This is a genomic window from Bifidobacterium pongonis (assembly GCF_019331805.1).
GTDB classification, from domain to species: Bacteria; Actinomycetota; Actinomycetes; order Actinomycetales; family Bifidobacteriaceae; genus Bifidobacterium; species Bifidobacterium pongonis.
In genome coordinates this window covers 96,467-122,194 of the sequence record NZ_JAHBBE010000002.1, presented here as the reverse complement: position 1 = coordinate 122,194, position 25,728 = coordinate 96,467, and the positions used below count along the sequence as shown (strand labels likewise).

25 protein-coding genes, 2 tRNA genes and 1 pseudogene are annotated in these 25,728 nt (G+C 62.0%); 26 read left to right on the top strand and 2 right to left on the bottom strand.

Features of this window, described 5'->3' with window-relative positions; translation table 11 throughout:
• From KIH75_RS01610 to KIH75_RS01580, 7 genes and pseudogenes are all read left to right on the top strand, one after another.
• A pseudogene (locus KIH75_RS01610) lies at positions 1-318 on the top strand (ABC transporter ATP-binding protein); the annotation flags it as partial.
• 123 nt (positions 319-441) lie between these two features.
• Positions 442-3,378, top strand: coding sequence for a leucine--tRNA ligase (gene leuS, locus KIH75_RS01605; protein WP_219055068.1), 2,937 nt, complete (start codon positions 442-444; stop codon positions 3,376-3,378).
• A gap of 272 nt (positions 3,379-3,650) precedes the next feature.
• Positions 3,651-4,940, top strand: a complete 1,290-nt coding sequence (gene sstT / locus KIH75_RS01600) for a serine/threonine transporter SstT (protein ID WP_219055067.1) — start codon at positions 3,651-3,653, stop codon at positions 4,938-4,940.
• A gap of 254 nt (positions 4,941-5,194) precedes the next feature.
• Positions 5,195-5,917 (top strand): ComEA family DNA-binding protein, encoded by a 723-nt coding sequence (locus KIH75_RS01595; protein WP_219055066.1) that lies wholly within the window; start codon positions 5,195-5,197, stop codon positions 5,915-5,917.
• Positions 5,914-7,848: a ComEC/Rec2 family competence protein gene (locus tag KIH75_RS01590; protein ID WP_219055065.1), complete on the top strand. Its 1,935-nt coding sequence runs from the start codon at positions 5,914-5,916 to the stop codon at positions 7,846-7,848. The genes KIH75_RS01595 and KIH75_RS01590 overlap by 4 nt, the downstream gene beginning before the upstream one ends.
• The gene (locus tag KIH75_RS01585; RefSeq protein ID WP_219055064.1) at positions 7,833-8,438 is read left to right on the top strand and encodes an isochorismatase family protein; all 606 of its coding nucleotides are present in this window, start codon (positions 7,833-7,835) and stop codon (positions 8,436-8,438) included. The genes KIH75_RS01590 and KIH75_RS01585 overlap by 16 nt, the downstream gene beginning before the upstream one ends.
• A gap of 96 nt (positions 8,439-8,534) precedes the next feature.
• Positions 8,535-9,920, top strand: coding sequence for an MATE family efflux transporter (locus KIH75_RS01580; RefSeq protein WP_219055063.1), 1,386 nt, complete (start codon positions 8,535-8,537; stop codon positions 9,918-9,920).
• 89 nt (positions 9,921-10,009) lie between these two features.
• Here KIH75_RS01580 and KIH75_RS01575 read toward each other — a convergent pair whose 3' ends face one another.
• A complete protein-coding gene (locus KIH75_RS01575; protein ID WP_338024257.1) occupies positions 10,010-10,672 on the bottom strand; it encodes a YczE/YyaS/YitT family protein in 663 nt (220 codons plus the stop codon).
• A gap of 206 nt (positions 10,673-10,878) precedes the next feature.
• Between KIH75_RS01575 and KIH75_RS01570 the strand changes: the two genes are divergently transcribed.
• The 8 genes from KIH75_RS01570 to KIH75_RS01535 all read left to right on the top strand — a co-directional run bounded on the left by KIH75_RS01570 (position 10,879) and on the right by KIH75_RS01535 (position 15,485).
• A complete protein-coding gene (locus KIH75_RS01570; protein ID WP_219055062.1) occupies positions 10,879-11,025 on the top strand; it encodes a hypothetical protein in 147 nt (48 codons plus the stop codon).
• Between the two features lie 217 nt (positions 11,026-11,242).
• Positions 11,243-12,208 carry a DNA polymerase III subunit delta gene (gene holA / locus KIH75_RS01565; RefSeq protein WP_219055061.1) on the top strand — a complete coding sequence of 322 codons (966 nt, stop codon included), beginning with the start codon at positions 11,243-11,245 and terminating at the stop codon, positions 12,206-12,208.
• A 7-nt stretch (positions 12,209-12,215) separates the two neighbouring features.
• On the top strand, positions 12,216-12,797 hold the full coding sequence (gene tsaE / locus KIH75_RS01560; protein ID WP_219055060.1) for a tRNA (adenosine(37)-N6)-threonylcarbamoyltransferase complex ATPase subunit type 1 TsaE: 582 nt from the start codon (positions 12,216-12,218) through the stop codon (positions 12,795-12,797).
• A gap of 5 nt (positions 12,798-12,802) precedes the next feature.
• Positions 12,803-13,585: a tRNA (adenosine(37)-N6)-threonylcarbamoyltransferase complex dimerization subunit type 1 TsaB gene (gene tsaB / locus KIH75_RS01555; protein ID WP_219055059.1), complete on the top strand. Its 783-nt coding sequence runs from the start codon at positions 12,803-12,805 to the stop codon at positions 13,583-13,585.
• Positions 13,582-14,094, top strand: a complete 513-nt coding sequence (gene rimI / locus KIH75_RS01550; protein ID WP_219055058.1) for a ribosomal protein S18-alanine N-acetyltransferase — start codon at positions 13,582-13,584, stop codon at positions 14,092-14,094. Before tsaB ends, rimI begins: the two co-directional genes overlap by 4 nt.
• Positions 14,095-14,139: 45 nt before the next feature.
• Entirely contained in the window at positions 14,140-15,183 is a 1,044-nt protein-coding gene (gene tsaD / locus KIH75_RS01545) for a tRNA (adenosine(37)-N6)-threonylcarbamoyltransferase complex transferase subunit TsaD (RefSeq protein ID WP_219055057.1), read from the top strand.
• Positions 15,184-15,290: 107 nt separating this feature from the next.
• A tRNA-Asn gene (locus KIH75_RS01540) sits at positions 15,291-15,363 on the top strand.
• Positions 15,364-15,409: 46 nt separating this feature from the next.
• A tRNA-Asn gene (locus tag KIH75_RS01535) sits at positions 15,410-15,485 on the top strand.
• Positions 15,486-15,553: 68 nt separating this feature from the next.
• Here the strand turns inward: KIH75_RS01535 and KIH75_RS01530 are convergent.
• Positions 15,554-15,694, bottom strand: coding sequence for a hypothetical protein (locus KIH75_RS01530; RefSeq protein WP_219055056.1), 141 nt, complete (start codon positions 15,692-15,694; stop codon positions 15,554-15,556).
• Between the two features lie 253 nt (positions 15,695-15,947).
• Between KIH75_RS01530 and KIH75_RS10185 the strand changes: the two genes are divergently transcribed.
• The 11 genes from KIH75_RS10185 to sucD all read left to right on the top strand — a co-directional run bounded on the left by KIH75_RS10185 (position 15,948) and on the right by sucD (position 25,727).
• Positions 15,948-16,082, top strand: coding sequence for a hypothetical protein (locus KIH75_RS10185; RefSeq protein ID WP_274608073.1), 135 nt, complete (start codon positions 15,948-15,950; stop codon positions 16,080-16,082).
• A gap of 200 nt (positions 16,083-16,282) precedes the next feature.
• The gene (locus KIH75_RS01525; RefSeq protein WP_219055055.1) at positions 16,283-16,807 is read left to right on the top strand and encodes a hypothetical protein; all 525 of its coding nucleotides are present in this window, start codon (positions 16,283-16,285) and stop codon (positions 16,805-16,807) included.
• 468 nt (positions 16,808-17,275) lie between these two features.
• On the top strand, positions 17,276-19,309 hold the full coding sequence (thrS, locus tag KIH75_RS01520) for a threonine--tRNA ligase (protein ID WP_219055054.1): 2,034 nt from the start codon (positions 17,276-17,278) through the stop codon (positions 19,307-19,309).
• Positions 19,310-19,394: 85 nt separating this feature from the next.
• Complete coding sequence (locus KIH75_RS01515; RefSeq protein WP_219055053.1) at positions 19,395-20,150, top strand: YebC/PmpR family DNA-binding transcriptional regulator; 756 nt, start codon at positions 19,395-19,397, stop codon at positions 20,148-20,150.
• Between the two features lie 6 nt (positions 20,151-20,156).
• Positions 20,157-20,738 (top strand): crossover junction endodeoxyribonuclease RuvC, encoded by a 582-nt coding sequence (gene ruvC, locus KIH75_RS01510; protein ID WP_219055052.1) that lies wholly within the window; start codon positions 20,157-20,159, stop codon positions 20,736-20,738.
• Between the two features lie 68 nt (positions 20,739-20,806).
• The gene (ruvA, locus tag KIH75_RS01505) at positions 20,807-21,424 is read left to right on the top strand and encodes a Holliday junction branch migration protein RuvA (RefSeq protein ID WP_219055051.1); all 618 of its coding nucleotides are present in this window, start codon (positions 20,807-20,809) and stop codon (positions 21,422-21,424) included.
• A gap of 4 nt (positions 21,425-21,428) precedes the next feature.
• On the top strand, positions 21,429-22,490 hold the full coding sequence (ruvB, locus tag KIH75_RS01500) for a Holliday junction branch migration DNA helicase RuvB (RefSeq protein WP_219055050.1): 1,062 nt from the start codon (positions 21,429-21,431) through the stop codon (positions 22,488-22,490).
• 86 nt (positions 22,491-22,576) lie between these two features.
• The gene (locus tag KIH75_RS01495; protein ID WP_236027945.1) at positions 22,577-22,951 is read left to right on the top strand and encodes a preprotein translocase subunit YajC; all 375 of its coding nucleotides are present in this window, start codon (positions 22,577-22,579) and stop codon (positions 22,949-22,951) included.
• 21 nt (positions 22,952-22,972) lie between these two features.
• A complete protein-coding gene (locus KIH75_RS01490; protein WP_219055048.1) occupies positions 22,973-23,554 on the top strand; it encodes an adenine phosphoribosyltransferase in 582 nt (193 codons plus the stop codon).
• Between the two features lie 59 nt (positions 23,555-23,613).
• Positions 23,614-24,807, top strand: coding sequence for an ADP-forming succinate--CoA ligase subunit beta (sucC, locus tag KIH75_RS01485; protein WP_219055047.1), 1,194 nt, complete (start codon positions 23,614-23,616; stop codon positions 24,805-24,807).
• A complete protein-coding gene (gene sucD, locus KIH75_RS01480; protein WP_219055046.1) occupies positions 24,807-25,727 on the top strand; it encodes a succinate--CoA ligase subunit alpha in 921 nt (306 codons plus the stop codon). The genes sucC and sucD overlap by 1 nt, the downstream gene beginning before the upstream one ends.
• The last annotated feature ends 1 nt before the right edge of the window (position 25,728 follow it).

Genomic DNA, 25,728 nt, shown 5'->3' with positions numbered 1-25,728 from the left:
GGCGGGCGCGAGCAGGTGATGCGCACGTTGAGCCGTATCGGGCGCGAATCCTCGCAACGCGCGGTGGTGCTCGTCACGCATCGCCTCGAGGAGATCCCCGAAGGCTTCGACCATATCGCCATCATGGGCCGCAAACCCGTCTCCTCGGAGGACGCCACCGAGGACGGCATCGACGCCATGGGCAATCCCTCGGCCGGCACCATCATCTACATGGGCCCCCTGGAGGACGGCCTGACGAACGAACGCCTGTCCGCGCTGTTCGGCATGCCCATCGAAGTCGAGCATTCGCATGGGCGCTGGGCCGCATACGCCGTGTGAGACATGGCGGCCAGGTGCCGGCGGCCCCTTGCGTGGGGCTTTGACCGGCTCTTCGCGCAAGTCGCGGATACTATGTGAGAAAAGCCGTGCAACTGTCCAGTTGCGCGGCTACTTTCGTTCCTTATGAGTGAGACTGAACCGAAGTTCCGTTACAACGCCGCAATGGCGCAGGACATCGAAACCAAATGGCAGAAGAAGTGGGATGACGAAGGCACGTTCTGGGCCGCGAACGTCGCCGGCGATCTGAAGGACGGCAAGGGCCGCAACGCCGAAGGGCGCCCGTCGTACTTCGCGATGGACATGTTCCCGTACCCGTCCGGCAAGGGCCTGCACGTGGGCCATCCGCTGGGCTACCTGGCATCCGACGTGGTGAGCCGCTACCACCGCATGAAGGGCGAGAACGTGCTGCACGCCATGGGCTATGACGCTTTCGGCCTGCCGGCCGAGCAGTACGCGGTCCAGACCGGTCAGCATCCGCGCGTGACCACCGAGGCGAACATCGCCAACATGTCCCGCCAGCTGCATCGCATGGGCCTGAGCTTCGATAACCGCCGCAGCTTCGCCACCATCGATCCCGGTTATGTTCGTTGGACGCAGTGGATCTTCTCCCGCATCTACGATTCCTGGTACGACGAGGACGCCACCAATCCGAGCGGTTCCCAGGGTTCCGCACGCCCGATCAGCGAGCTGGTCGCCAAGTTCGAATCCGGCGAGAAGGCCATCCCCGGCCATGAGGGCCAGTCCTGGGGCGATCTGAGCGAAGCCGAGCAGGCCGATGTGCTCAACGATTTCCGTCTGGCCTACATCTCCAAGTCCCCGGTGAACTGGTGCCCCGGTCTGGGCACGGTGCTCGCCAACGAGGAGGTCACCGCCGAAGGCAAGTCCGAACGCGGCAACTTCCCGGTGTTCCAGCGTGAACTGCGCCAGTGGTCCATGCGCATCACCGCGTACGGCCATCGTCTCATCGCCGACCTGGACGGCATCGACTGGCCCGAGAAGGTCAAGCTCATGCAGCGCAACTGGATCGGCGAAAGCCACGGCGCATCCGTGCACTTCGAAGTCGAAACCGCCGACGGCGTGCAGGACATGGAGATCTACACCACCCGTCCCGACACCCTGTTCGGCACCACGTTCGCCGTGGTCTCCCCGGAGCATCACCTGCTGGAGCATGTGCCCGCCGAATGGCCGGAAGGCACCCCGGAGGATTGGAAGGGCGGCTACGCCACGCCCGTCGAGGCCGTGAAGGCCTACCGTCTCGAAGCGGAATCCAAGACCGCCAAGGATCGCGTGGACGAGGCCGGCGAGAAGACCGGTCTGTTCACCGGCCTGTACGCCATCAACCCGATCACCGGCGCCAAGCTGCCGCTGTTCACCGCCGACTACGTGCTCATGGATTACGGCACCGGCGCCATCATGGCGGTGCCCGGCGGCGATCAGCGCGATTACGATTTCGCCGTCAAGTTCGGCCTGCCGGTCATCTACACCGTGCAGCCGCTGCCCGAATCCGGCGACGACCTGTCCGCCTACGAAGGCAAGGCCCCGTTCGTCTCCCATGACGGCATCGTCATCAACTCCGCCGTCGAAGCCACCAAGGCCAAGGGCGACGCGCTGAGCCTCAACGGCCTGCGTGTGGACGACGCCATCGCCAAGGTGAACGAATGGCTCGAATCCGCCGGTGTCGGCAAGGGCACCGTCAGCTACCGTCTGCGCGACTGGCTGTTCAGCCGTCAGCGTTACTGGGGCGAACCGTTCCCCATCGTGTACGGCGAGGACGGCACCCCGCACCTGCTGCCGGATTCCATGCTGCCGATCAACCTGCCGGACGTGCCGGACTACTCCCCGCGCACCTTCGACCCGATGGATGCGGAATCCAACCCGGAGGCCCCGCTGAGCCGCAACGAGGATTGGGTGAAGATCCGCCTCGATCTGGGCGACGGCGAGAAGACCTACTACCGCGACACCAACACCATGCCGAACTGGGCCGGCTCCTGCTGGTATTACATGCGTTACATCGACCCGAGCGACACCGCCAACATGGTTGAGAAGAACGAGTTCGACTACTGGATGGGCCCGAACCACAACAAGTATTCGGGCGACGAGGGCGGCGTGGACCTGTACATCGGCGGCGTGGAGCATGCGGTGCTGCACCTGCTGTACTCCCGCTTCTGGCACAAGGTGCTGTTCGACCTGGGCTACGTGGATTCGGCCGAACCGTTCCACAAGCTGTTCAACCAGGGCATGATCCAGGCCTACGCCTACACCGACGACCGTGGCCAGTACGTGCCGGCCGACGAGGTCGTGGAAGGCCCCGCGGGCGAGGACGGCGAACCGACCTTCACCTGGAACGGCGAGCACGCCAACCGCGAGTTCGGCAAGATGGGCAAGAGCCTGAAGAACATCGTCACCCCGGACTACATGTACGAGAACTACGGTGCCGACACCTTCCGCCTGTACGAGATGAGCATGGGCCCGCTGGACGAGTCCCGCCCGTGGAACACCCGCAACGTGGTCGGCAGCATGCGTTTCCTGCAGCGCCTGTGGCGTAACGTCATCGACGAGGAGACCGGCGAGGCGAAGGTGACCGAGGATACCCCCGATGTCAAGACGCTCAAGCTGCTGAACAACACCATCGCCGACGTGACCGTCGAGATGGAGGGCATGCGCCCGAACACGGCCATCGCCAAGCTCATCGTGCTCAACAACCATCTGACCGGTTTGAAGAGCGTGCCGCGCGCGGCCGTCGAACCGTTGATCCTCATGCTCGCGCCGATCGCGCCGCACGTGTGCGAGGAGCTGTGGAACAAGCTGGGCCATGAGGAATCCCTGTCCGCCGCGCCGTGGCCGGTCGCCGACGAACGTTACGTCGGCCAGGACACCGTCACCGCGGTCGTGCAGATCAAGGGCAAGATCCGCGCCAAGCTCGAGGTCTCCCCGGACATCGCTCCCGAAGACCTGCAGCGCATGGCGCTGGAGGCCGTCGCCGATCGTCTGGGCGGCAAGGAGCCGCGCAAGGTGATCGTCAAGGCGCCGAAGATCGTGTCGATCGTCCCCGCCGAGTAAGGCTTCGCCTTCCGGGCGTGTCTGGCCGATTCGCCTGAGCGAACACAAGGAACGGCATCCGCATACGTGCGGGTGCCGTTCCTTTTTTCATATGATTCGGCTCCTTGCGGCCCAACGGCATACGGGGGTGCGAACGGGGCTGGCATGGGGATGTCTGCGCTTCGGGCATCCGTCGCATCGGTAACACAAAGCCGCTACGATGTTCTGCGGTTCGTGCATGGCCAGCAGACGGTCACGCGCATGGCCGAGAGAAAGAAACGGATACAAAGACTATGGATAAACTCGTGAAACTGTGCAAGGGCATCGCCGCCAAATACAATGGCGTGGCCTTGATCCTGCGTATCGTGATCGGCATGATCGTCGGCACGATCCTCGCGCTGACCGTTCCGAACGCCACCTGGATCGGCGAGTTCGGCACCCTGTTCGTCAGCGCGTTGAAGGCCATCGCCCCGATTCTGGTGTTCGTGCTGGTGGCGAGCGCCCTCGCCCAGGGCAGCTCCAAGCTGGACAGGCGTTTCGGCCTGGTGCTGTGGCTCTACCTGTTCACCACGTTCATGTCGGCCGTGGTGGCCGTGTTCGCCAGCCGTCTGTTCCCGCAGACGCTGGCGCTCGGCAAGGCCGCGAAATCCGACGTGGTGCCGCAGGGGCTCGGCGAAGTGGCGCAGAACATGCTCACCGCGATCGTCACGAATCCGATCCAATCCATGATCGACGGCAACTACATCGGCATCCTGCTGTGGGCGTGCCTGTTCGGCCTGGCGATGAAGAGCATCGCCGCCGAAAGCAGCAAGACCTTCATGGCGAACGTGGCCGATTCCGTGTCCCAGCTGATTCGTTGGGTCATCAACCTCGCCCCGTTCGGCATCATGGGTCTTATCTTCACGAACGTGTCCGAGAACGGCCTGTCCACGTTCGCCAAGTACGGCAGCCTGTTGCTGCTGCTCGTGGGCACCATGCTGTTCATGGTGCTGGTGGTCGCCCCGGCCATCATCTTCGCCTACCTGCACCGCAATCCGTACCCGCTGGTGTACCGCTGCTACAAGGAATCCGGTCTGACCGCGTTCTTCACCCGCAGTTCCGCGGCGAACATTCCGGTCAACATGCAGCTGTGCGAGAAGCTCGGCTTGGATAAGGACATGTATTCCGTGTCCATTCCGCTGGGTGCGACGATCAACATGAACGGCGCGGCCATCACGATCACCATCATGTCGATGGCTGCGGCGAACACCATGGGCATTCAGATCTCCCTGCCGGCGGCGATCGTGCTGTCGGTGGTCGCGGCTTTGGGCGCGTGCGGCGCCTCCGGTGTTGCCGGCGGTTCGCTGCTGCTCATTCCGATGGCGTGCTCCCTGTTCGGCTTGTCCAACGATGTGGCCATGCAGGTGGTCGGCGTCGGCTTCATCATCGGCGTGATCCAGGATTCCGTGGAGACGTGCGTCAATTCCGCCAGCGACGTGGAGTTCGCGGCCACCGCGGAATACCGTTCCTGGATCAAGCAGGGGCGCAGGCTGCCCGACTTCATGTACTCCAAGAAGGAGCGCAAGGAGCTCGGCATCGCCTGACGTATGGCGTGCGCCGTGCGTCGGTTCGATTGTTCGGTTCGCTGTGGGGTGATTCGGCCCGTTATGGGTCGGATCACCCTCTTTTTATGCCGTTTTCGTACCGTTTTCGTACCGTTTTCGTACCGGTTGCGCTACCGTGCGCCGGTCGGTGGCGTTCGTGTTGTTTGTGATGGAATCGTGACGGATTCCGGGGGTTCCGACCACATGCGCCGTACGGTTGGACAGTGCCTGCGCCATGACCCACTGTGGAGGGTATGGGTCTTCAACGTGAACGAATCGATGCGGATGCCGCGGCGCGTAGGCTGCGCTCCCTGCAGGAGCCAGCCGGTGCGAGGGAGCGGCGTCTCCAGCCGCCATGCCCGCCTGCCGTGCCTGCGGACCGTGCGGGCGCGCGGAAAACATCCATGGGCGAACTGTCCGGTGTCAGGGCGAGGGACGCGGATATCACGGTCGAACAGCGCATGCGCAGGACGTCGCCCCGCCTCGGTTTCACGCCGGGTCATGCGTTGGCGGCCATACTGCTGCTGGTGGCCGTCACCTGCGCGAGCCTGACGTTGCTGGTGCGCCAATCCCTGAACTATGCGGCGGTGAACCAGGCCACGGGGCAGGCGACCGTGCGCACGTATGAGGATACGCGGCGGGATGCCGATGCCGCATCCGGCGCGACGCGGCCGCAGGACGCCCAGACGCAATCGCAGGAACCGCAGGCAACCCAGGAGTCCCGGAACCCGGGGACTCAGGAGACTCAGGACGCCCAAGGGTCGCAGGGCGCGGAAACGAAGGATACGCGCATCAATCTCAATACGGCCACATTGGAGGAACTTGATTCCATCAACGGCATCGGCCCGGTGACAGCGCAGAAGATCCTCGACTACCGTGCGCGTGTGGGCGGTTTCTCCAGCGTCGACCAGCTGCTCGAAGTGTCGGGGATCGGCACGAAGACGTTGGAGAAGATCCGTGCGAAGGTGACGGTATGACGATGATCGGCGCGGGAGGGGATGCGGATGCGGCACGCGAGCGGGGTAGCCGGGATTGCAGGCTGCTGCCCGCGGCCCTCGCGTTGTGGGCCACGGTGCTGGCCGCCGACGCGCTGTTCGCCGTCCTCATCAAAGGAGAACATCCGTTAGCCGAATGGTCGGGGAGCGACGTGCCGTCCGCGTTCGGCTGGCTGGTACCCGTCTGCGCCGTTCTGGGCGGCTTCACCTTGGGACTTGCCTTGGCGAAACGGGGTGCGGCGTTCCTCCGGCGCGTCAGGGGTGCGCGCGTCATGGCGATGGTCGTGATCATGGTCGTGACCGTGGGCATGGTCTCGGCGTGGGCGCATCTGCTGGTGCGATGGCATGATCCCGCCGCGGCCGGCGCGCGGGAGGGAAAGGCGGAGGTCGTCGCGGTCGGGCGGATCGTGGAGCCGTTGAAGACGTCGTCCGTGCGTGAGGCGGACTGCCAGGCGGAGCTGAGACTCGAATCGATATTGCTGCAGGGCGTCGAACGGCGTTCCATAAGCCAGGTCAGGGTGTTCCTCACAGGGCGTGCGTGCGCGACGACGCTGCGCGGCGCGACGTACCGCATGGCGGGCACGTTGAGCGAAGCCGACTATGGGGGCACGCCTGTATGGCTGAACGTGGGTTCCGGCGCACGGGTCGAGCGCATCCGGGATCCTCCCATGCCGGAACGCGCCCGGGCGTATATGCAGGAACGGTTCTTCGACGCGGTTTCCCGGTTGTCCGATCAGGGGCGCGTGCTGGTTCCCGGGCTGACCATGGGCGTGCTCGGCCAGGATCATGTGCCGTCCGACGGGCGGTGGGAGGACGGCATGGTCGACGAAACCTATGCGAACCGGTTGGAGGACGCGTTCCGTAACGCGGGCATCATGCATCTCATGGCGGTGTCGGGCGGGCATTTCGTACTCGTCGCCTCGCTGGTGCGGCGCCTGTGCGCGCGATTCCTGCTGCCGCGTGTCGCTACCGCCTGCTGCATCGCCGCAAGCTATGGCTTGTTAGCCTCATTGATGGCGCCCGGCGATTCGGTGCTGCGCGCGCTCGTCATGGGATGGTTCGGTGCGGCGGCCATGGCCGTGGGGCGCCGACCGCAGGCGTTGAGCGCCCTGTGCTGCGCGGTCATCGGAACGTTGCTGGCATGCCCCGGCATGGCGCGAAGCTACGGTTTCGCGTTGTCCTGCGCCGCGGTGCTCGGCATCGTCACCTTGGCCAAGCCTTTGGCGGAGGCGTTCTCGAAGGTCCTGCCGAAGCCGATCGCGTCGGCCCTCGCCATGACCGTGGCGGCGCAGTACGCGACCATGCCGATCCAGATACTGATGGAACCGCAGCTGCCGGTGCTTTCCTGCGTGGCGAACCTTCTGGTCGCGCCGGTCGTATCCTATGCGACGCTGCTCGGACTGGCCGCATTGCTATGCGCGTGGGCCAGCGGCGATGCGGCATACTGCCTCGCATGGCTCGCCTCCATGGGCACGCGTGTGATGGAGGTCGTCGCCGACGGCTTGGGCAACGCGGATGTCGCGGTGCTGCCATGGAAGGACGGGCTGGCCGGCGCGTTGGCGATGGTGGGCATCGAAGCCGCGCTGCTTGCCGTCATCCGCGTCGTGCTCGGGCGTGGAAGGCACGGGGGCGGCGGGGGAGACGGCGAACCGGAGGCGCGACGGTTCACCCGCGATCCGCGCAACAGGCTGGGCATATGGTTCGCCGACACCATGCGCCTGGTGACGGACGGCAACCGGGTCGCATGGGGTGAGGGGAAGACGGCGAACCCGTTAAAGGCGCGGAACATGAGCCGTGTCATACCGCGAACACGGTTCCCGCGAATGGGACGGGCCGGGTCGGAGCGCGCCGACTCGGCTAAGCTGCATGGAAAAGAGCAACCGCAAAGGAGAGAACCATGGCACAGGCTCTGATTATCGTGGACGTGCAGCCGACCTTCTGCGAAGGCGGCGAACTCGGCGTGCAGGGAGGCAACGCCGTAGCCGAACGCATCGCCCGATACGTCGCCGACCACCGGAACGACTACGCGTACATCGCCACCACACAGGACTGGCATATCGAACCCGGCACGCACTGGTCGCAGCACCCGGACTTCGTGGACACGTGGCCCGTGCACGGCAAGGCCGGCACACCGAACGCGAACCTGCATCCGGCCATCGCCGCCCTACAGGTCGAACACCACTTCAAGAAAGGCCAATACTCGCCCTCATACTCCGGTTTCGAAGGCTACGAGGACAACACCAGCCGTATCCCCACCCGTGAGGAATCCGCCGCCATGGCCCAAACGAACACCACGCTCGCGAGCGCCCTGGCCGAAGCCGGCATCACCAGGGTCGACGTGGTCGGATTGGCCGAATCGCATTGCGTCAAGGAAACCGCACTCGACGCGCGCAAACTCGGCTACGAGGTGCACGTCATCGAAAACCTGACCGAACCGGTCAGCGAAGAGCTCGGCGTCGCCGCCCGCGAACGCATGCACGAAGCCGGCATCATCCTCGACTAACGTAACCCGGCATGGACCGGCGGCACGAATCTCCCCGCCAAGAGGATAATGGTGCCCCGGTCCAACCGAGAGACGAGAAGACGGGAAAGAGAGAACATGGCCGACGCGACGGAACAGGAGCAACGGGAAAGCAACCAACGATCCGACAGTCTGCTGGGAACCGCGCCCGTCGGCCGACTGGCCGTATCGCTCGCATTCCCCGCGATCGTGGCACAGGCATGCAACGCGCTCTACACCATCATCGACAGACTGTTCCTGGCACGCATACCCGAAGTCGGCGACCTCGCCATGACGGGCGTGGGCGTATGCTTCCCAATCATCCTGGCCGTATCATCATTCGCCGCGCTCATCGGCAACGGCGGCGCACCACTCGCCTCCATCGAACTCGGCCGCGGCAACATCGCGAAAGCCGAACGCATCCTCGGCGCAAGCGTCGCCGCGCTCATCGCCATGGCCATCGTACTGCCCGCACTCCTGCAAGCCTTCAGGGAACCCATCCTGCTCGCCTTCGGCGCCAGCCGAAGCACCATACCCTACGCCACGCAATTCCTCTCCATATACCTCTCAGGCACCATCTTCGTACAACTCGCACTCGGCCTGAACACCTTCATCACCGCCCAAGGCAAAGCCCGCATCGCCATGATCTCCACACTCATCGGCGCACTGCTGTCCGTGGCGCTCGACCCATTGTTCATCTTCACATTCCACATGGGTGTCTACGGTGCCGCGCTCGCCAACGTGCTGGCACAGGCCGTCTCCGCACTGTGGGTGGTCGGATTCCTGTCGTCGAAGCGCAGCGTGATCCGCCTGCGCCCGCGCAACATCCGTTTCGACAGGGTGCTGGGCTCCGTGCTCATGCTCGGCGTCTCCCCGTTCATCATGCAGTTGACGGAATGCGTGATCCAAGTCGTGTTCAATTCAAGCCTGCAACGGTACGGGGGAGACGCGTACGTGGGCGCGATGACCATCATCACCAGCCTGATGCAACTCGTATGGGTGTTCTCGAACGGCGCCACACAAGGCGTGCAGCCGATCATCGGCTACAACTACGGGGCCGGGAAATTCGAACGAGTGCGCCGCGCCTACCGGGGTACGACCGTCACGCTGATCATCCTGAACAGTCTCATGGTGCTGACGTACGCGATGTTCCCCGTCACGTTCGCCGGCCTGTTCACCTCGGATCAGGACATCACGGACGTGGTGGTGCGCATGCTCCCGCTATTCAGCTGCGGCATGGGCGTGTTCGGCGTGCAAAGCGCCACCCAATGCGCGTTCGTCGGCATGGGCCAGGCGAAACCCTCACTGTTCCTGGCGATCCTGCGCAAGATCATCCTGCTGGTGCCGTTGGCGCTGATCCTGCCGCATATCGCGAACTTGGGAGCCACGGGCGTGTTCCTCGCCGAACCGATCTCGGATGTTCTCTCCGCCATCACAGCCGGCATCCTCTTCGCCAAGCTGTCACCGAAACTGCTCGGCAAATAGCCGAATAACGGCGAAACGCCCGGAACCATGAGCCTGCGAACACCGGACCGCCCTGACGGTTTCCGGGCGCTCGCGGCCTCCTGCGGGTGTCAGCGATCGCGGTCCGTGACCAGCGCGAGCGAGCGGATGCGTTCGGGGAACGAGAACGTCCGGTTGATGCCGTTGATGACGGAACCGACGCATAGCGCCGAAATGACGGTTCCCAGGCCGACGCCGCGCAATTCGCCGAACAGGGCGAACGACAATACGACCGCGATGGCGATCAGCGTGATGTCGAAAACGATCTTCGTGGTGCCGTATTTCGCATGGGAGACGACCGACAGGGCGCGTACGACGCCCTCACCCGGAACCATGAGCACATTGGGACAGACCTCGATCACGATGCCGAAGCCCATGACGCAGCAACCGGCCACGATGCACGCCAGACGCTGCCACAGCATGGTCGGGTTCAGGAACGACAGCAGCGACATGCTCACGTCGATCATCGCGCTGAACAGCAGATTGACCACGATCTGCAACAACTGCACCGGCCGGAAATCCCGGCGCAGCAACACGATCTGCAACACGATGAACAGCATGTTCAGGATGAACGTCATCACACCGAAACTCAACGGGAACCGCAGGCTCAGCACATACGGCACGCTCGAAATCTGGGACGTGCCCATATCGCCCTTGGTGATCAGCGCGATGGCGAAGGAATTCACCACCACGCCACACGCGAAACACGCACAACGAACGACGATATGATTCACTGCTCTCTCCTCTCAACGCACCGGCCCGCAACGCACTGGATAACGTAAGAAAGCGTCTCGACACCGGGCGGGGCGCACGCGCACCACGTCACATGGCCACACTGTGAAACGATGACCGGAATATGAAGGTGGAAGGGGTAGACCAAGAAGAGTTCCGATCCGGCAACGACGCGGCGACCGGAACACCATTGGAGGTACAGAACATCATGCGTAAGAACACCATCGACACCAACCACGCCACCCACGTCATCGACTTCATCCCCGACGACTCCGCAAGCCACGAGTGGACCGAATACGACAGCCATCTCGTCGCGGAATATGCGGAACAACTCAGAACCATCAACCTCGACTAGGGCAGCACCCGGTCAGACATCCAACCAACACCCGCCACGCCAGCCGGCCGCCAACCCGCGAAACCACCACAAGGCCAAACAGACAAGCAAACAGCCAACACACAGCGCAGTCAAACGGCCGGCATACAGCGCGGCACGGCATACCCAACCACCACATCGAACAAATGTTCGAACATCAAAAGAAAGGATTGTCCAGCGATATAGAGAGATTGAAACCATGGCAAAACATGCAGGAAACCCACCCATGCGCATCGTATACGGAGGAGACAGCTTCCTCAACGACCAAACCATGCGCGACCTCTGCCATAAGGCACTCACCGCACGCCCCGACGCCGAACTCATCGAACTCGACGCAACAACCACCGACCAATACGCCTTCGACGAAGCAGTCAGCCCATCACTGCTCTCCGACACCGCAGTCGTACACATCACCAACCTGCAAAACGCCGACGACAAACTCGGCCAAGCCATGATCGCATACTGCAAACAAGCCTGCGCCAACCCCAGCCAATCCAGCATCATCATCTGCCAACACGAAGGCGGCAACAAAGGCAAACGCCTCCTCGACCAACTCACACACGCAGGAGCAGGCAAAGAAGACATCCCCGACCTCAAAAAACCCGAAGCCAAACTCAACTTCACCATCAGCCAATTCGAACGCCACAAGCGACGCGTCGAACCACAAGCCGCACAACAACTCGTCGACGTCCTCGGCGACCGCACCGGCGAACTCGCAGCCATGTGCAACCAACTCTGCTTCGACTTCGACGACAACCCCATAACCCTCAACCGCGTCAACCAATACCTCACCGCCAACGCCCAAGTAACCGGCTTCGCACTCGCCGACGCCGCGCTCGCCGGCCACACCGCCGACGCGATCATCATGATGCGATCAGCCATAGAACAAGGCACCGCACCCATCGCACTCATCGGCGCGCTCGCCTCCAAACTCCGAAGCATAGCCAAAGCCGCCGCAGTGAAATCAGGCACCATCTCCACCGCCGAAGCAGGCATGCCATCATGGATGCTCAACCGCATCAAACTCGGCGGATGGACATCCAACGGACTCTCCACCTGCATCCAAACCCTCGCGTGGGCCGACGAACAAAGCAAAACCAACGGCGGCGACCCCGTCTACGCACTCGAACGCAGCATCGAATGCATCGCGTCGAAAGGACGATGAACCAAACATGCAACCCAACAACACAACCAACGTCATCACCATCGAAGCACCCACCAGCACAGCCATGCGAACCATAGGCGAACACATCGCCCACATCGTCCACGGCGGCGACGTCCTCCTCCTCTCCGGCCCCCTCGGCGCAGGCAAAACCACCCTCGCACAAGGCTTCGGCACAGGCCTCGGCATCACCGAACCCATCGTCTCACCCACCTTCACCATCGCCCGCGAACTCAACGGCACCTTCCCCAACGGCGAACACGCGCACATGATCCACGTAGATGCCTACCGACTCGGCGGCAACGACTACGCCCCCGGGCAGGACGGCACCAGCCGACTCCTCGACGAACTCGAATCCCTCGGACTCGACGAAGAACTCGAAGACCCCGGCGAAAACACCATCATCCTCATGGAATGGGGAGAACAAATGGCCGCAGCCCTCGCCCCAGAACGCCTCGAAATCCACATCAGCAGACCCACAACCCTCACGCAAAACACCAACGAACCGACCAGCGAAGGTACTAGAATCGTCACCTTGGTGCCAGTCGGCAGCGACTGGGCACAACGAGCATCAACCCTCGCAGGAAAGTGAACAACATGGGCGCGAACGAAACAATGCTGGTAATCGACACCTCATACGGTTCCACCGTCGGCGTAACCGGACACGAACCCCTCACTGAAACCGACTCACGCACCCACGTCGAAAAACTCCAAGTCAACATCGCCACAGCCGTACAACAAGCCAACCTCACACCAAACACCATCACCACCATCATCGCAGGCATCGGCCCCGCACCCTTCACCGGCCTACGCGCAGGCATCGTCGCAGCCAAAGCGCTCGCCTACGCCACCGGGGCGCGGCTGGTCGGCCAGGACATCCTCGCGCCGCAGGCATGGTGGAACGCCGAGCGCCGTGGGGAAGTGGACGCCGATACGCGCGTGCTGACCCTTGCGGTGAACGACGCCCGCCGCAAGCAGCTGTATTTCGAACTGTGCGCCCCCGTCGACGGCGAAAACCCGGATCCGGAACCGCTGATCGCCATGGACATCGACTACCCGGTCGGCATCGTCACGCGCGTCAACGAAGCGGCGAACGCCTACGCGGCAAGCTCGGGCAAGCGTGTACTGGTCGATGTGGTCGGCCATGGCGCGGCCAAATACACCAATGTGCTGCAGGGCATCGACGCACTGGGCGACGTGGTGGATGAATCCGTACTCGATCAGGGTGCGCACGGCCTCGATATCTTCACGAGCCGGGCCGTCGCCGGCGTTGCGGACGATGCGCCGGTCGAACCGTTGTACCTGCGTCGTCCCGATGCAGAGGTGCCGAACCCGCTGAAGCATGTGCTCGGCCACGGCGGCGCGAAGGCCGAACGATGATCGTCGACGTCAACGAACTCGACAGGGAACTGGCGGTCCGGTCCATCACGGCGTCGGAACGGGAACTGTTCGGCAGGGGCGCGTGGAGCGAATCGTCCGTCCGTCAGGAGTTGGACGCGCCGGCGCGCTTCTACTTCGCGGACGTGGACGAGGATGCCGATGCGGACGGCCGTTCCGTCATCCGCGGGTATGCGGGATTCTGGTATGACGGCGACGATGCGGAGATCATGACCATCGGCGTGGGCAAGGCGTATCAGCGCCAAGGCATCGCCGCCGCCCTGCTGCAACGGCTCATCGACGAGGCCCGCGCACAGGGCGCCGCACGCATGCTGCTCGAAGTGAGGGTGGACAACGACCCGGCGCTGGCGTTATACGAGCGGTTCGGCTTCCAGCGGCTCGGATTGCGCAAACGCTACTACCAGCCGGAAGGCATCGACGCATACACCATGAGCCTGGATGTGGCCGGACCCCGCATCGTGGGATTCCAATCCGGGCATGCCGCCGCATAGCAACGTACAGGAAGCGCGGGAAGCGCACAGAAAAGGAGAACGGCAATGAACGAACCCATTGTCCTGGGCATCGAATCCACCTGCGACGAAACGGCCGCAGCCGTCGTAAGAGGGCGCACGTTGCTTTCCAACGTGGTCGCATCCTCCATGCAGGAGCACGCCCGATACGGGGGAGTGATCCCCGAGATCGCCTCGCGTGCCCATGCGGAGGCCTTCGTCCCCTGCGTAAGCAAGGCGTTGGCCGACGCGAACATGACCCTGTCCGACGTGGACGCGATCGCCGTATCCGCAGGCCCCGGTCTTGCGGGCTGCCTCGCCGTGGGCGTGTCCGGAGCCAAGGCGCTCGCCTGGGTGAGCGGCAAGCCGCTGTACGGCATCAACCATGTGATCGGCCATATCGCCGTGACCCAGCTGCAGTTCGGTCCGGTCCGGGAGAACACCATGGCGCTGATCGTGTCCGGAGGGCATACGTCGCTGCTGCATGTGACCGACATCGCGCGCAAGATCGACGTGGTCGGCACCACGCTGGATGACGCCGCGGGCGAATGCTTCGACAAGGTGGCGCGTCTGCTCGGCTTCCCGTACCCGGGAGGCCCGCACATCGACCGTCATGCGCGCAACGGCAACCCGAAGGCCATCAAGGTGCCCCAGGGGCTCACGCAGGGCCAAGCGGGCGCCAAGCATCCGTATGACTTCAGCTTCTCCGGCGTGAAAACCGCCGTGGCGCGTTGGGTGGAAGGCCAGCAGGAGCTGGGCAACGAGATCCCCGTGGACGACGTGTGCGCATCCCTGGCGGATTCGGTGGCGACCGTGCTGTCGAAGAAAACGATGCGCGGGTGCCGTCAGTACGATTCCGATACGCTGATCGTGGGCGGCGGTTTCTCCGCCAACTCGCAGCTGCGCGCCAAGCTGGTCGAATACGGCAGGAGCAATGGTGTGGACGTGCGCATTCCGGAGATCAAGCTCTGTACGGACAACGGCGCCATGGTCGCCGTGCTTGGCGCGAATCTCGTGGAAGCCGGCGTCGCTCCGAGTGCGCCAGATTTCTCCATCGATTCCGCCATGCCGTTGACGACGATTTCCCTATAAACCCTTGCAACACAATGGGACACGCCGTGAGTGAAACCAACTTGCGCTCGTTCCCATTGTGTGTATTATATGTGTCTTGTGCGCAAGGGAAACCTTGCAAGCTACATTCCCGCGTAGCTCAGTTGGCAGAGCGTCTGACTGTTAATCAGAATGTCGCTGGTTCAAGCCCAGCCGCGGGAGCTCGGAATGGCTTTCCGTTGGAAAGGCGTTCGAAACAATTGAATATTCCCGCGTAGCTCAGTTGGCAGAGCGTCTGACTGTTAATCAGAATGTCGCTGGTTCAAGCCCAGCCGCGGGAGCCAGCCAAAGACCGTCGGCATTGCGCCGGCGGTCTTTTTGTTTTCCGTGACAGTGCTCCGGCCGCATCAGACTACCGGCGTCCGCTCAGGATGCGGATGATCTGCGCGATGATGGCGAACGGGAGCATGAGGACGAAGCCGAGCACCCACAGCAGGCCGCGCACGGCGTAGATGATGACGAGGGTGATGGCGAAACCGAACAAAAACCACATGGTATGCCTCTTTCTGTAGTGCTTTTTCTTCACTGTCATGCGTCCCCGTTTGCGGGGGATTTTGCTTACATAGGTATTCACCGGACAAAACGGATTCGTCGTGTCGTCAATTCGAACGGTCTTCACTTTTTATCCATATTCAAGTCAACCCGATGAAAATACCAATAATCCCATCGTGGCGGCATGACGTACCCAGGTCATCGGCGTTATCGTAGAGACGTCATCAAGAAGGAATAAAAAGGTAAGGAAAGCAATGAACAAGCACGAGATCACCAAGGCATTCAAGCGCGGACTCATTGGCATGGGCACCGCCACCTACCTCATGGGTGCACCGAGCCCGGCCGCGCAGAAGGCATTCATCGACATGCTGCGCGAAGAAGGACGCTGACGCCCGGTAACCCGACGTCGAAACGCTTCACAGCCCACCCCACACGGGGTGGGTTTTTTTATGTTTCTGTCACCTTTGTTGGTGCTAGTTGCGTGTAGGCGGCGCATCATTTTTTGAACATATTAGCGTGATATGTATAATTATTGCTGTGCAATGGTGCACACTGAGTTCATGGAAGAAAGCGAATAGCGAATATGTTTATGAAGAAAACGGTTACGGTATCGATGTCGATATTATTCGCCATGGCATTTTGCATGCTGTTCATTCCGTCGACGAATGCGTTAGCAAGCACAAGCCAGTATGATGCGTCCACTTTTTCCGCGATGACTCCCACGTTTACGGCAACAACAGATTCTGGAGGCGTGCGGGTCAGCATATGCAACGCGTTTTTCGTTATGAATGAAGATGGCAGCGTGTCGATTAAGTCTCTTCAGGGTCGCACAATAGATTCATTGCCGGCATCTTATATGGGACGCGGAATGAGTTATCGAATAATCAGCCAAACTGAATTGGTCGCATATCGTCGGTATATTCCGCAAATTTCCCGTGCTGATGAATTTTCCCATGATTATCCACGATGTGTTATGAAAACAATTACCGGGGGAGGGGTGACTGGAGCTATTACCGGAGGGATTAGTGGAGGAATTCCCGGCGCCATGGTGGGAGCCTTTGGAGGCATAGTTGCGGGAATGGTCTGGGGCCCAATTGGTTGTGCTATCCAGTAATGCTTATTAGGAGGTGATTCACGTATGACAATGCTAGGAAAAGGCAAGATTCTTGCAAGCGCGATTACCGCCGCAGTGCTATCCGCGCTTGGAGTGTATTTCTGCATGGGTTCTCGGTTCCTGCTCAGCCTGAGGGGCATGTCTTTCATTGTGATCTTCACTCTGATTCCAACGCTCGCGTTGGTGTGGATGTCGTGTATACGCCATCCGGATATGACTGAGAACCTAGAGGGTGATGATTCGAATCCCACACCATGACATCCCAGCGTTCTTTGATATTCCGAGGAAGATGCATAGTGGCGCCATCATAACGATGGCGCCACTCGCATATGGCACAATCGCACGCCTTCGCGATCCGCGTACGGCACCGTTTGCATTTGTCGCGCCGAATGCCTATCGTGGCTGCTGTTGATAACCAGTCCAGGCCTGCACATTGGTACCGCGGGCCCCGATAGCAAAGGACACATCATGGCGCAAAGCTCCATCTCCATCACAGTCAACGGCGAAGCGAAGGAGGTGGAAGCAACCACCACCGGCGTTGAACTGTTCTCCGATGACAAGAACATCATCGCGGTGCGTCTGAACGGCGAACCCCGCGACCTGTACACACCGCTCTCCGACGGCGACGTCGTCGAAGGCATCGCCCTCGACTCCGAGGACGGCATCGCGATCATGCGTCACTCGGCCACCCACGTCATGGCCCAGGCCGTGCAGGAGATCTACCCCGATGCCAAGCTCGGTGTCGGCCCCGTGATCAAGGACGGCTTCTACTACGATTTCGATGTCGAACAGCCGTTCACCCCCGAGGATCTGAAGAATATCGAGAAGCGCATGCAGCGCATCATCAAGTCCTCCCAGTCCTTCCGCCGCCGTGTGGTGAGCGAGGAGGAGGCTCTGGCCGAGGAAGCCGATCAGCCGTACAAGATCGAGCTCATCAAGGACAAGGAAGCGCATCTCGACCCGGCCGCCGCAACCGAGATCAGCGAGAAGGAACTGAGCTTCTACGACAACGTCGACCGTGACGGCAACGTGGTGTGGAAGGATCTGTGCCGCGGACCGCACCTGCCGAACACCCGTTACATCAAGGCCTTCAAGATCGAGCGTTCCGCCGCCGCCTACTGGCGCGGCAGCGAATCCAACCCGATGCTCCAGCGCATCTACGGTGCGGCGTTCGCCACCAAGGAAGACCTCAAGGCCTACCAGACCCGTCTCGAAGAGGCCGCCAAGCGCGATCACCGCAAGCTCGGCGCCGAAATGGACCTGTTCTCCTTCCCGGATGAGATCGGCCCCGGTCTGGCCGTGTTCCATCCGAAGGGCGCCGCCGTCATCAACGCCATGGAGGATTACTCCCGCGAGATGCACCGCAAGCATCACTACAGCTTCGTGCAGACCCCGCACATCACCAAGGGCGGCCTGTACGAAACCTCCGGCCATCTGCATTGGTACAAGGACAGCATGTACCCGCCGATGCGTCTGGACGAGGAGAAGGACGAGAACGGCAATGTGACCAAGCAGGGCTTCGACTACTACCTGAAGCCGATGAACTGCCCGATGCACAACCTGATCTTCAAGTCCCGCCAGCGTTCCTACCGCGAACTGCCGCTGCGCCTGTTCGAGTTCGGCACCGTCTACCGTTACGAGAAGTCCGGTGAGGTGCACGGTCTGACCCGCGTGCGCGGCCTGACTCAGGACGATTCCCACATCTACTGCACCCGCGAGCAGATGAAGGACGAGCTGAAGAACCTGCTGAACTTCGTGCTCGGCCTGCTCAAGGACTTCGGTCTGGACGACTTCTACCTGGAGCTCTCCACCAAGGATCCGCACAAGTACGTCGGTTCCGACGAGATCTGGGAGGAGGCCACCAACACGCTGGCCGAGGTCGCCAAGGATTCCGGTCTGGAACTGGTCGACGATCCGTGCGGCGCCGCGTTCTACGGCCCGAAGATCTCCGTCCAGGCCCGTGACGCCATCGGCCGCACCTGGCAGGTCTCCACCATCCAGCTCGACTTCAACCTGCCTGAGCGCTTCCAGCTTGAATACATCGCCGCCGACGGCACCCACCAGCGCCCGGTGATGATCCACCGCGCCCTGTTCGGTTCCATCGAGCGTTTCTTCGCCGTGCTGCTTGAGCACTACGCGGGCGCCTTCCCGGCATGGCTCGCTCCGGTCCAGGTACTCGGCGTCCCCGTCGCCGACGAATTCGCCCCGCACCTGCAGAAGTTCATCGCCGGTCTGGAGGAGGAGACCGTCCGCTGCGAGATCGACATGTCCGACGATCGTTTCGGCAAGAAGATCCGCAACGCTTCCAAGTCCAAGGCGCCGTTCATCCTCATCGTCGGCGAGGAGGACATGAACAACAACGCGGTGAGCTTCCGCTTCCGCGACGGCAGCCAGCTCAACGGCGTCCCGGTCGACGAGGCCAAGGCCGACATCATGAAGGTCATCAAGAAGCGCGTCCAGGTGAACACCGTCGACGATTTCAAGGCGGCCATCGCCGACTGAAATCCCATGGCGCTAAGCGGCAATGTCTGCTTAGCGCCATACAATCTTTTCGTTTGTCAGTAATCGTTTATTTGCGAGGAGCATTATGTCCGGTCATTCCAAGTGGGCGACCACCAAGCACAAGAAGGCTGCCATCGACGCAAAGCGTGGCAAGCTGTTCGCCAAGCTCATCAAGAACATCGAAATCGCGGCCCGTCAGGGCGGCGGCGACCCCGACGGCAACCCGTCGCTGTACGACGCCATCTACAAGGCCAAGAAGGCCTCCATGCCGGCCGACAACATCAAGCGCGCCGTCAAGCGTGGCTCCGGTGAGGAAGCCGGCGGCGCCAACTACGAAGACATCGTGTACGAGGGCTACGCACCCGCAGGCGTCGGTCTCATCATCGAATGCCTGACCGATAACCGCAACCGTGCCGCCGCCGAAGTGCGCTCCACCCTGACCAAGGGCAACGGCTCCCTGGCCACCAGCGGTTCCGTGTCCTTCAACTTCGAGCGCAAGGGCCAGATCGTGGTCCCGGCCGAGGGCGTGGACTTCGACGACCTGTTCGAGAAGGCCGCCGAGGCCGGTGCCGAAGATGTGACCGAGGACGGCGAAGTGTTCACCGTCATCACCGGTCCGTCCGACCTGACCGAGGTGCGCAAGGCCCTGCAGGACGCCGGTTTCGATTACGATTCCGCCGATCTGGTCATGGCCCCGAAGAACGAGGTCGAGCTGAGCCTCGAAGACGCCCAGAAGGTGTCCAAGCTCATCGACAACCTCGACGATCTGGACGATGTGCAGAACATCTACTCCAACTGGACCGCCTCCGATGAGGTCATGGCCCAGCTGGACGAGGAGTAATCCTCGATGATCATTCTCGGCGTCGACCCCGGGCTTACGCGTTGCGGGGTCGGCGTTATCGAAGCCGGCGCTTACCGCCGGCTTTCGTTTATTCATGTGGATGTGGTGCGTTCCGCACCGGATGTATCCCAGGATCTGCGTCTGCTCACCATCTACAACGGGCTCGTGGAGAAGATCGAGCGTTTCGCGCCGGACGTCGTGTCCATCGAACGCGTGTTCGCGCAGTCGAACCACAACACCGTGCTCGGTACTGCGCAGGCGGCGGGTTTGGCTATGCTCGCCGCCGCGCAGCGTGGCATTCCCGTGGCGCTGCATACGCCTACCGAGGCGAAGCTTGCCATCACCGGCGACGGTAGGGCGCAGAAGATTCAGGTGGAACGCATGGTCACCCGTATTCTGAACCTGAGTGCCATGCCGACTCCCGCCGACGCCGCCGACGCCTTGGCTCTGGCGATCTGCCACGCCCTGCATCCGGCCGGCGCATTGCAGGGAGGGGAGCGCGAGCAGCATCTCACTCCGGCGCAGCGCCAGTGGGCTCAGGCCGCGCAGAAAACACGCCGTCGTTCCTCCACGGATAGGGGAATGTGACGGGCGGTGCTGCACCGCACGCCGAACTCGTGTAAACTGTCGAACAGCTGTTCGAATAGGGAGGCGTGATGATCGGTTCATTACGGGGAACCGTCGAAGTGGTCGATACCACGCAGGCGGTGATCGAGGTCGGCTCGGTCGGTTACGAGGTCCGCATGCCATCGGCGGATCTGTCCCGTCTGCACACTGGGCAGGAAGCGCATGTGTGGACGTATCTGAATGTTTCGCAGGATGCCATCACATTGTATGGTTTCCTGGATTCCTCATCGAAGAAGATGTTCCTGCAACTCATCAAGGTCAGCGGCGTCGGTCCGAAAGTGGCGTTGTCGCTGCTGTCGACGCTGTCTCCCAACGATTTGGCCAGAGCCGTGGCCGACAATGACGCGGCCGCATTGGCAAAGGCTCCGGGCATCGGCAAGAAGGGTGCGCAGAAAATCATCCTGGAGCTGAAGGGTTCCATCAAACTGGAGGATCTGGGGGAGTCGGGCGCACGCCCGCAGCAGGTCGCCGACGCCGGTGCCATGCAGGTCGTGGAGGGCTTGATGTCCCTTGGTTGGCATCAGCAGGATGCCCAGTATGCGGTGCAGGCGGCATGTGAGTCGAACGGCATCGCGTTGCCGCTGTCCCAGGAGGATGTGCCGCAGGTGCTCAGGCTCGCGTTGACTTCTTTGGATAGAGGACGGTGAATGAATGGCACAACCCTATGAACGGATGAACACCGATGCCAACGAGGAATCATTGCGCATGGTCTCCTCGCAGCCCATCGGCAATGAGCCGGTCAGCGACGAGGAGCTGCGCCCGCACGTGCTGGACGGCTTCATCGGCCAGCCTCAGCTCAAAGCGCAATTGCGGCTGTTCCTCGACGCCGCACGCAAGCGTGAGACGCCGCCGGATCATATTCTGCTCGCGGGCCCTCCGGGCTTAGGCAAAACAACGTTAGCCATGATTGTGGCTAACGAGCTTGAGGTTCCGATTCGCATCACCTCCGGTCCCGCCATCCAACATGCCGGTGATCTGGCGTCCATTCTCAGCTCGCTGGAGCCGGGCGAGGTGCTGTTCGTCGACGAGGTGCATCGTCTGCCGCGCGCGGCGGAGGAGCTGCTGTATATCGCCATGGAGGATTTCCGCGTCGACGTGATGGTCGGTAAGGGACCGGGTGCGTCATCCATTCCGTTGACGCTGCCCCGTTTCACCATGATCGGCGCCACTACGCGTGAAGGTATGCTGCCTTCGCCTCTGCGCGCCCGATTCGGGTTCACGGCCCATCTCGATTTCTACCCGCATGAGGAGCTGGAGAAGCTGGTGGAGCGGTCGGCCGGAGTGCTCGGTCTTGAACTCGGCCGGGACGCCGCGCACGAACTCGCCTTACGTTCGCGCGGCACGCCGCGTATCGCCAACCGTCTGCTGCGTCGTGTTCGCGATTGGGTGATCGTCCACGATCTGCCCAGAGCGGAAGCCGAGGATGTGCGTCAGGCGCTGGCCCTGTACCAGATCGATGAGGAAGGGCTTGACAGGCTGGACATCGCGGTGCTCAACGCCATCGTGCGCAACTTCCAGGGAGGGCCCGTGGGTCTGAACACGTTGGCGGCCATGGTGGGCGAGGAGTCGGAGACCGTGGAGACGGTATGCGAACCGTACCTGGTGCGCGAAGGCTTCCTCATCCGCACGCCGAAAGGGCGCGTCGCCACGCCGAAGGCATGGCAACATCTCGGCATGCGGCCGAACGAGGACGATGTCAGCAAGAGTTTCTAGTATTACCCTTTGGATTACCGTTATTTTTAAAGGAGCCTATAGTGCAGTCCCTGTTCCTCATTGTTCTTGTCATCGTCTTCGGCGCCATGATGTTCTGGCAGTCCAAGAAGGCCAAGGAACAGCAGCAGCAACAGCAGGACTTCCGTACGAACCTTCAGCCGGGCACCGAGGTCATCACCATCGGGCGGATCATCGGCAAGGTCGTCGAGGTCGACAACCAGTATGACGAGATCGTCATCGACAGCGAGGGCACCAAGATGCGTCTCGCCCTGAACGCCATTGCCCGTGAATACATCCGCCCCGCCTATGTCTCCGATGACGAGGTCGACGAGAACGGCAACCCGCTGCCTCAGGAGGAGATCGAGGCCAAGTCCGCCGAAGCCCAGCAGAGCGAAACCGCCGACGAGGCTCAGGAAACCACCGAAGCCGAGCAGACTAACAACGAATCCAAGAACGACTGAGCGGCGTGAGGCAATAGGGCAATGGCCAATAACGACATCATCATCAAAGCACTGAGAGCCGTCGGCGAAGAAGACGCCGAATACCTCGTATCCCTCATCGGATCGACACCCGGATTCCCCAAGGAAGGCATCATCTTCCGCGATTTCATGCCGGTGCTCGCCGACGCCCGCGGTCTGGACATCCTGCTGCGCGCCTTCGCCGAAACGCTTCCCGTCGCCCCCGAGGATTTCGATGTCGTCGCAGGACTCGAATCCCGCGGCTTCCTCTTCGGTCCGGCCCTCGCCAACAGATTCGGCAAGGGATTCGTGGCCATCCGCAAGGCAGGCAAACTGCCGCCGCCGGTTTTCGCCGAGTCCTATGATCTTGAATACGGGTCGGCCAGCGTGGAAATCGAACAGAACGCCATCCGTCCCGGCCAGCGTGTGCTCATCGTCGACGATCTCATCGCCACCGGTGGCACCGCGCGTGCGGGTGCGGATCTTATCGAGAAGGCGGGCGGCACCGTCGCCGGCTTCAGCTTCCTGATGGAGCTTGAAGGCCTCGACGGCTGCTCCAGACTTTCGGAAGCACCGATCAGTACGCTTATCGCGATGCCCGCCTGAGGGTTTGCATCGCGCAGGCAATAATATCCAGCCAGACACAACCAGGAATCGATCACATCATGGATCTATACGAGTATCAGGCACGGCAACTGCTCGAAGAGCAGGGTATTCCCACGCCTAAAGGCATCTACGCGCAGAATTCGCACGAAGTAGCGGAGGCGGCCGAAAAACTCGGTTACCCGAACGTCATCAAGGCACAGGTCAAGATCGGCCACCGCGGTCAGGCAGGCGGCGTCAAGCTCGCCAAGACCCGTGACGAAGCGATCCTCGCCGCCGAAGACATCCTGCCGATGACCATCCACAAGCACAAGGTCAACGGCGTGCTCGTGGCCGAAGGCAAGAACATCCTGCACGAATACTACGTGTCCATCTCCGTCGATCGTTCCTCCAGGGATTACGATGTGCTCGCCACCGCCAACGGCGGTACCGAAGTCGAGGAGATCGCCAAGGAGCATCCGGAATCCGTCAAGAGGCTTCACATCCAGGCGCTGGACGATTTCGACATCGACGCCGCACGCAAGATGGCCGAAAGCATCGGCTTCTACCACGCCGATGTCGATCAGGCTGCCGACATCCTGTTGAAGATGTGGCGCTGCTTCAAGGAGAACGACGCGACGCTCGTCGAGATCAACCCGCTGGCCAAAATCGGCGATCCGGATGACGAATCCTCGAAGATGCTGTGCGCGCTGGACGCGAAAATCTCCCTCGACGACAACGCCGCGTTCCGCCATGACGGCTGGAAGCGTTTCAGCGATCCGATGGCGAACGACGAGTACGAGCGTCGCGCCAAGGAACATGGCCTGCATTACGTGCATCTGAACGGTCAGGTCGGTGTGATCGGCAACGGCGCGGGACTCGTGATGAGCTCCCTCGACGCCGTCTCCGGCGCCGGCGAGGACTTGGGTACCGGCGTCAAGCCCGCCAACTTCCTTGATATCGGTGGTGGCGCCTCCGCCGAAGTGATGGCCGCAAGCCTTGAGATCGTGCTCAGCGATCCGCAGGTCGAATCCGTGTTCATCAACGTGTACGGCGGCATCACCTCCTGCGAGCAGGTCGCGAAGGGCATTCTCGAGGCACTCGATTCCCTGTCCGTCGTCAAGCCCATCGTCGTCCGTTTCGACGGCAATGCGGCCGCGGAAGGCCTGTCCATCCTCGGCGCATCCAACAATCCGAACATCCATGTGGCGAGCACCATGGAGGATGCGGCCTACGAAGCCGCACGCATCGCTTCTTCGGTTAAGGAGGCAAACTGATGGCACTGTTCATCGAAGACGATGCCCCGGTCATCGTCCAGGGCATCACCGGTCACCAGGGCATGGTGCACACCGCCCGTATGCTCAAGGCCGGCACGAATATCGTCGGCGGCGTCAACGCGCGCAAGGCCGGACTGGATGTGACCTATCCCGCGGCGCGTAACGGCGAGGATGCCACCATCCATGTGTTCGCGTCCTGCGCCGAGGCGAAGGCCGCCACCGGTGCCGTCGCCTCCGTCGTGTTCGTCCCGCCGCGTTTCGCCAAGGACGCCGTGGTCGAGGCCATCGAAGCGGGCATCAAGCTCATCGTGGTCATCACCGAAGGCATCCCCGTCGTGGATTCCGCATACTTCGTGGAGCTTGCGCTGCGTAACGGCGTGCGCATCGTCGGACCGAACTGCCCCGGCCTCGTCACCTTCCCGGCGACCGACCAGACCCATGGTGTCAACCTCGGCATCATCCCCGACGGCATCGTCAAGCGCGGACCGCTCGGACTGGTCTCCAAGTCCGGTACGCTGACCTACCAGCTCATGGGCGAGCTCAGCGACATCGGCTTCACCGCATGCCTGGGTGCGGGCGGCGATCCGATCGTCGGCACCACGCTGCTCGACGCGCTGCAGGCGTTCGAAGAGGACGAGAACACCAAGGCCGTCATGATGATCGGCGAGATCGGCGGCAGCGCCGAACAGGACGCCGCGCAGTGGGCGAGCGAGCACATGACCAAGCCCGTCGTCGCGTACATCGCCGGCTTCACCGCTCCGGAAGGCAAGCAGATGGGCCATGCCGGCGCCATCGTCTCCGGTGGCAAGGGCACCGCGCAGGATAAGAAGGAAGCCTTGGAGGCCGTCGGCATCAAGGTCGGTCGTACGCCAGCCCAGGCCGCGGAGTTCATGCGCAAGGCGATCGCGGATATCCGATAAA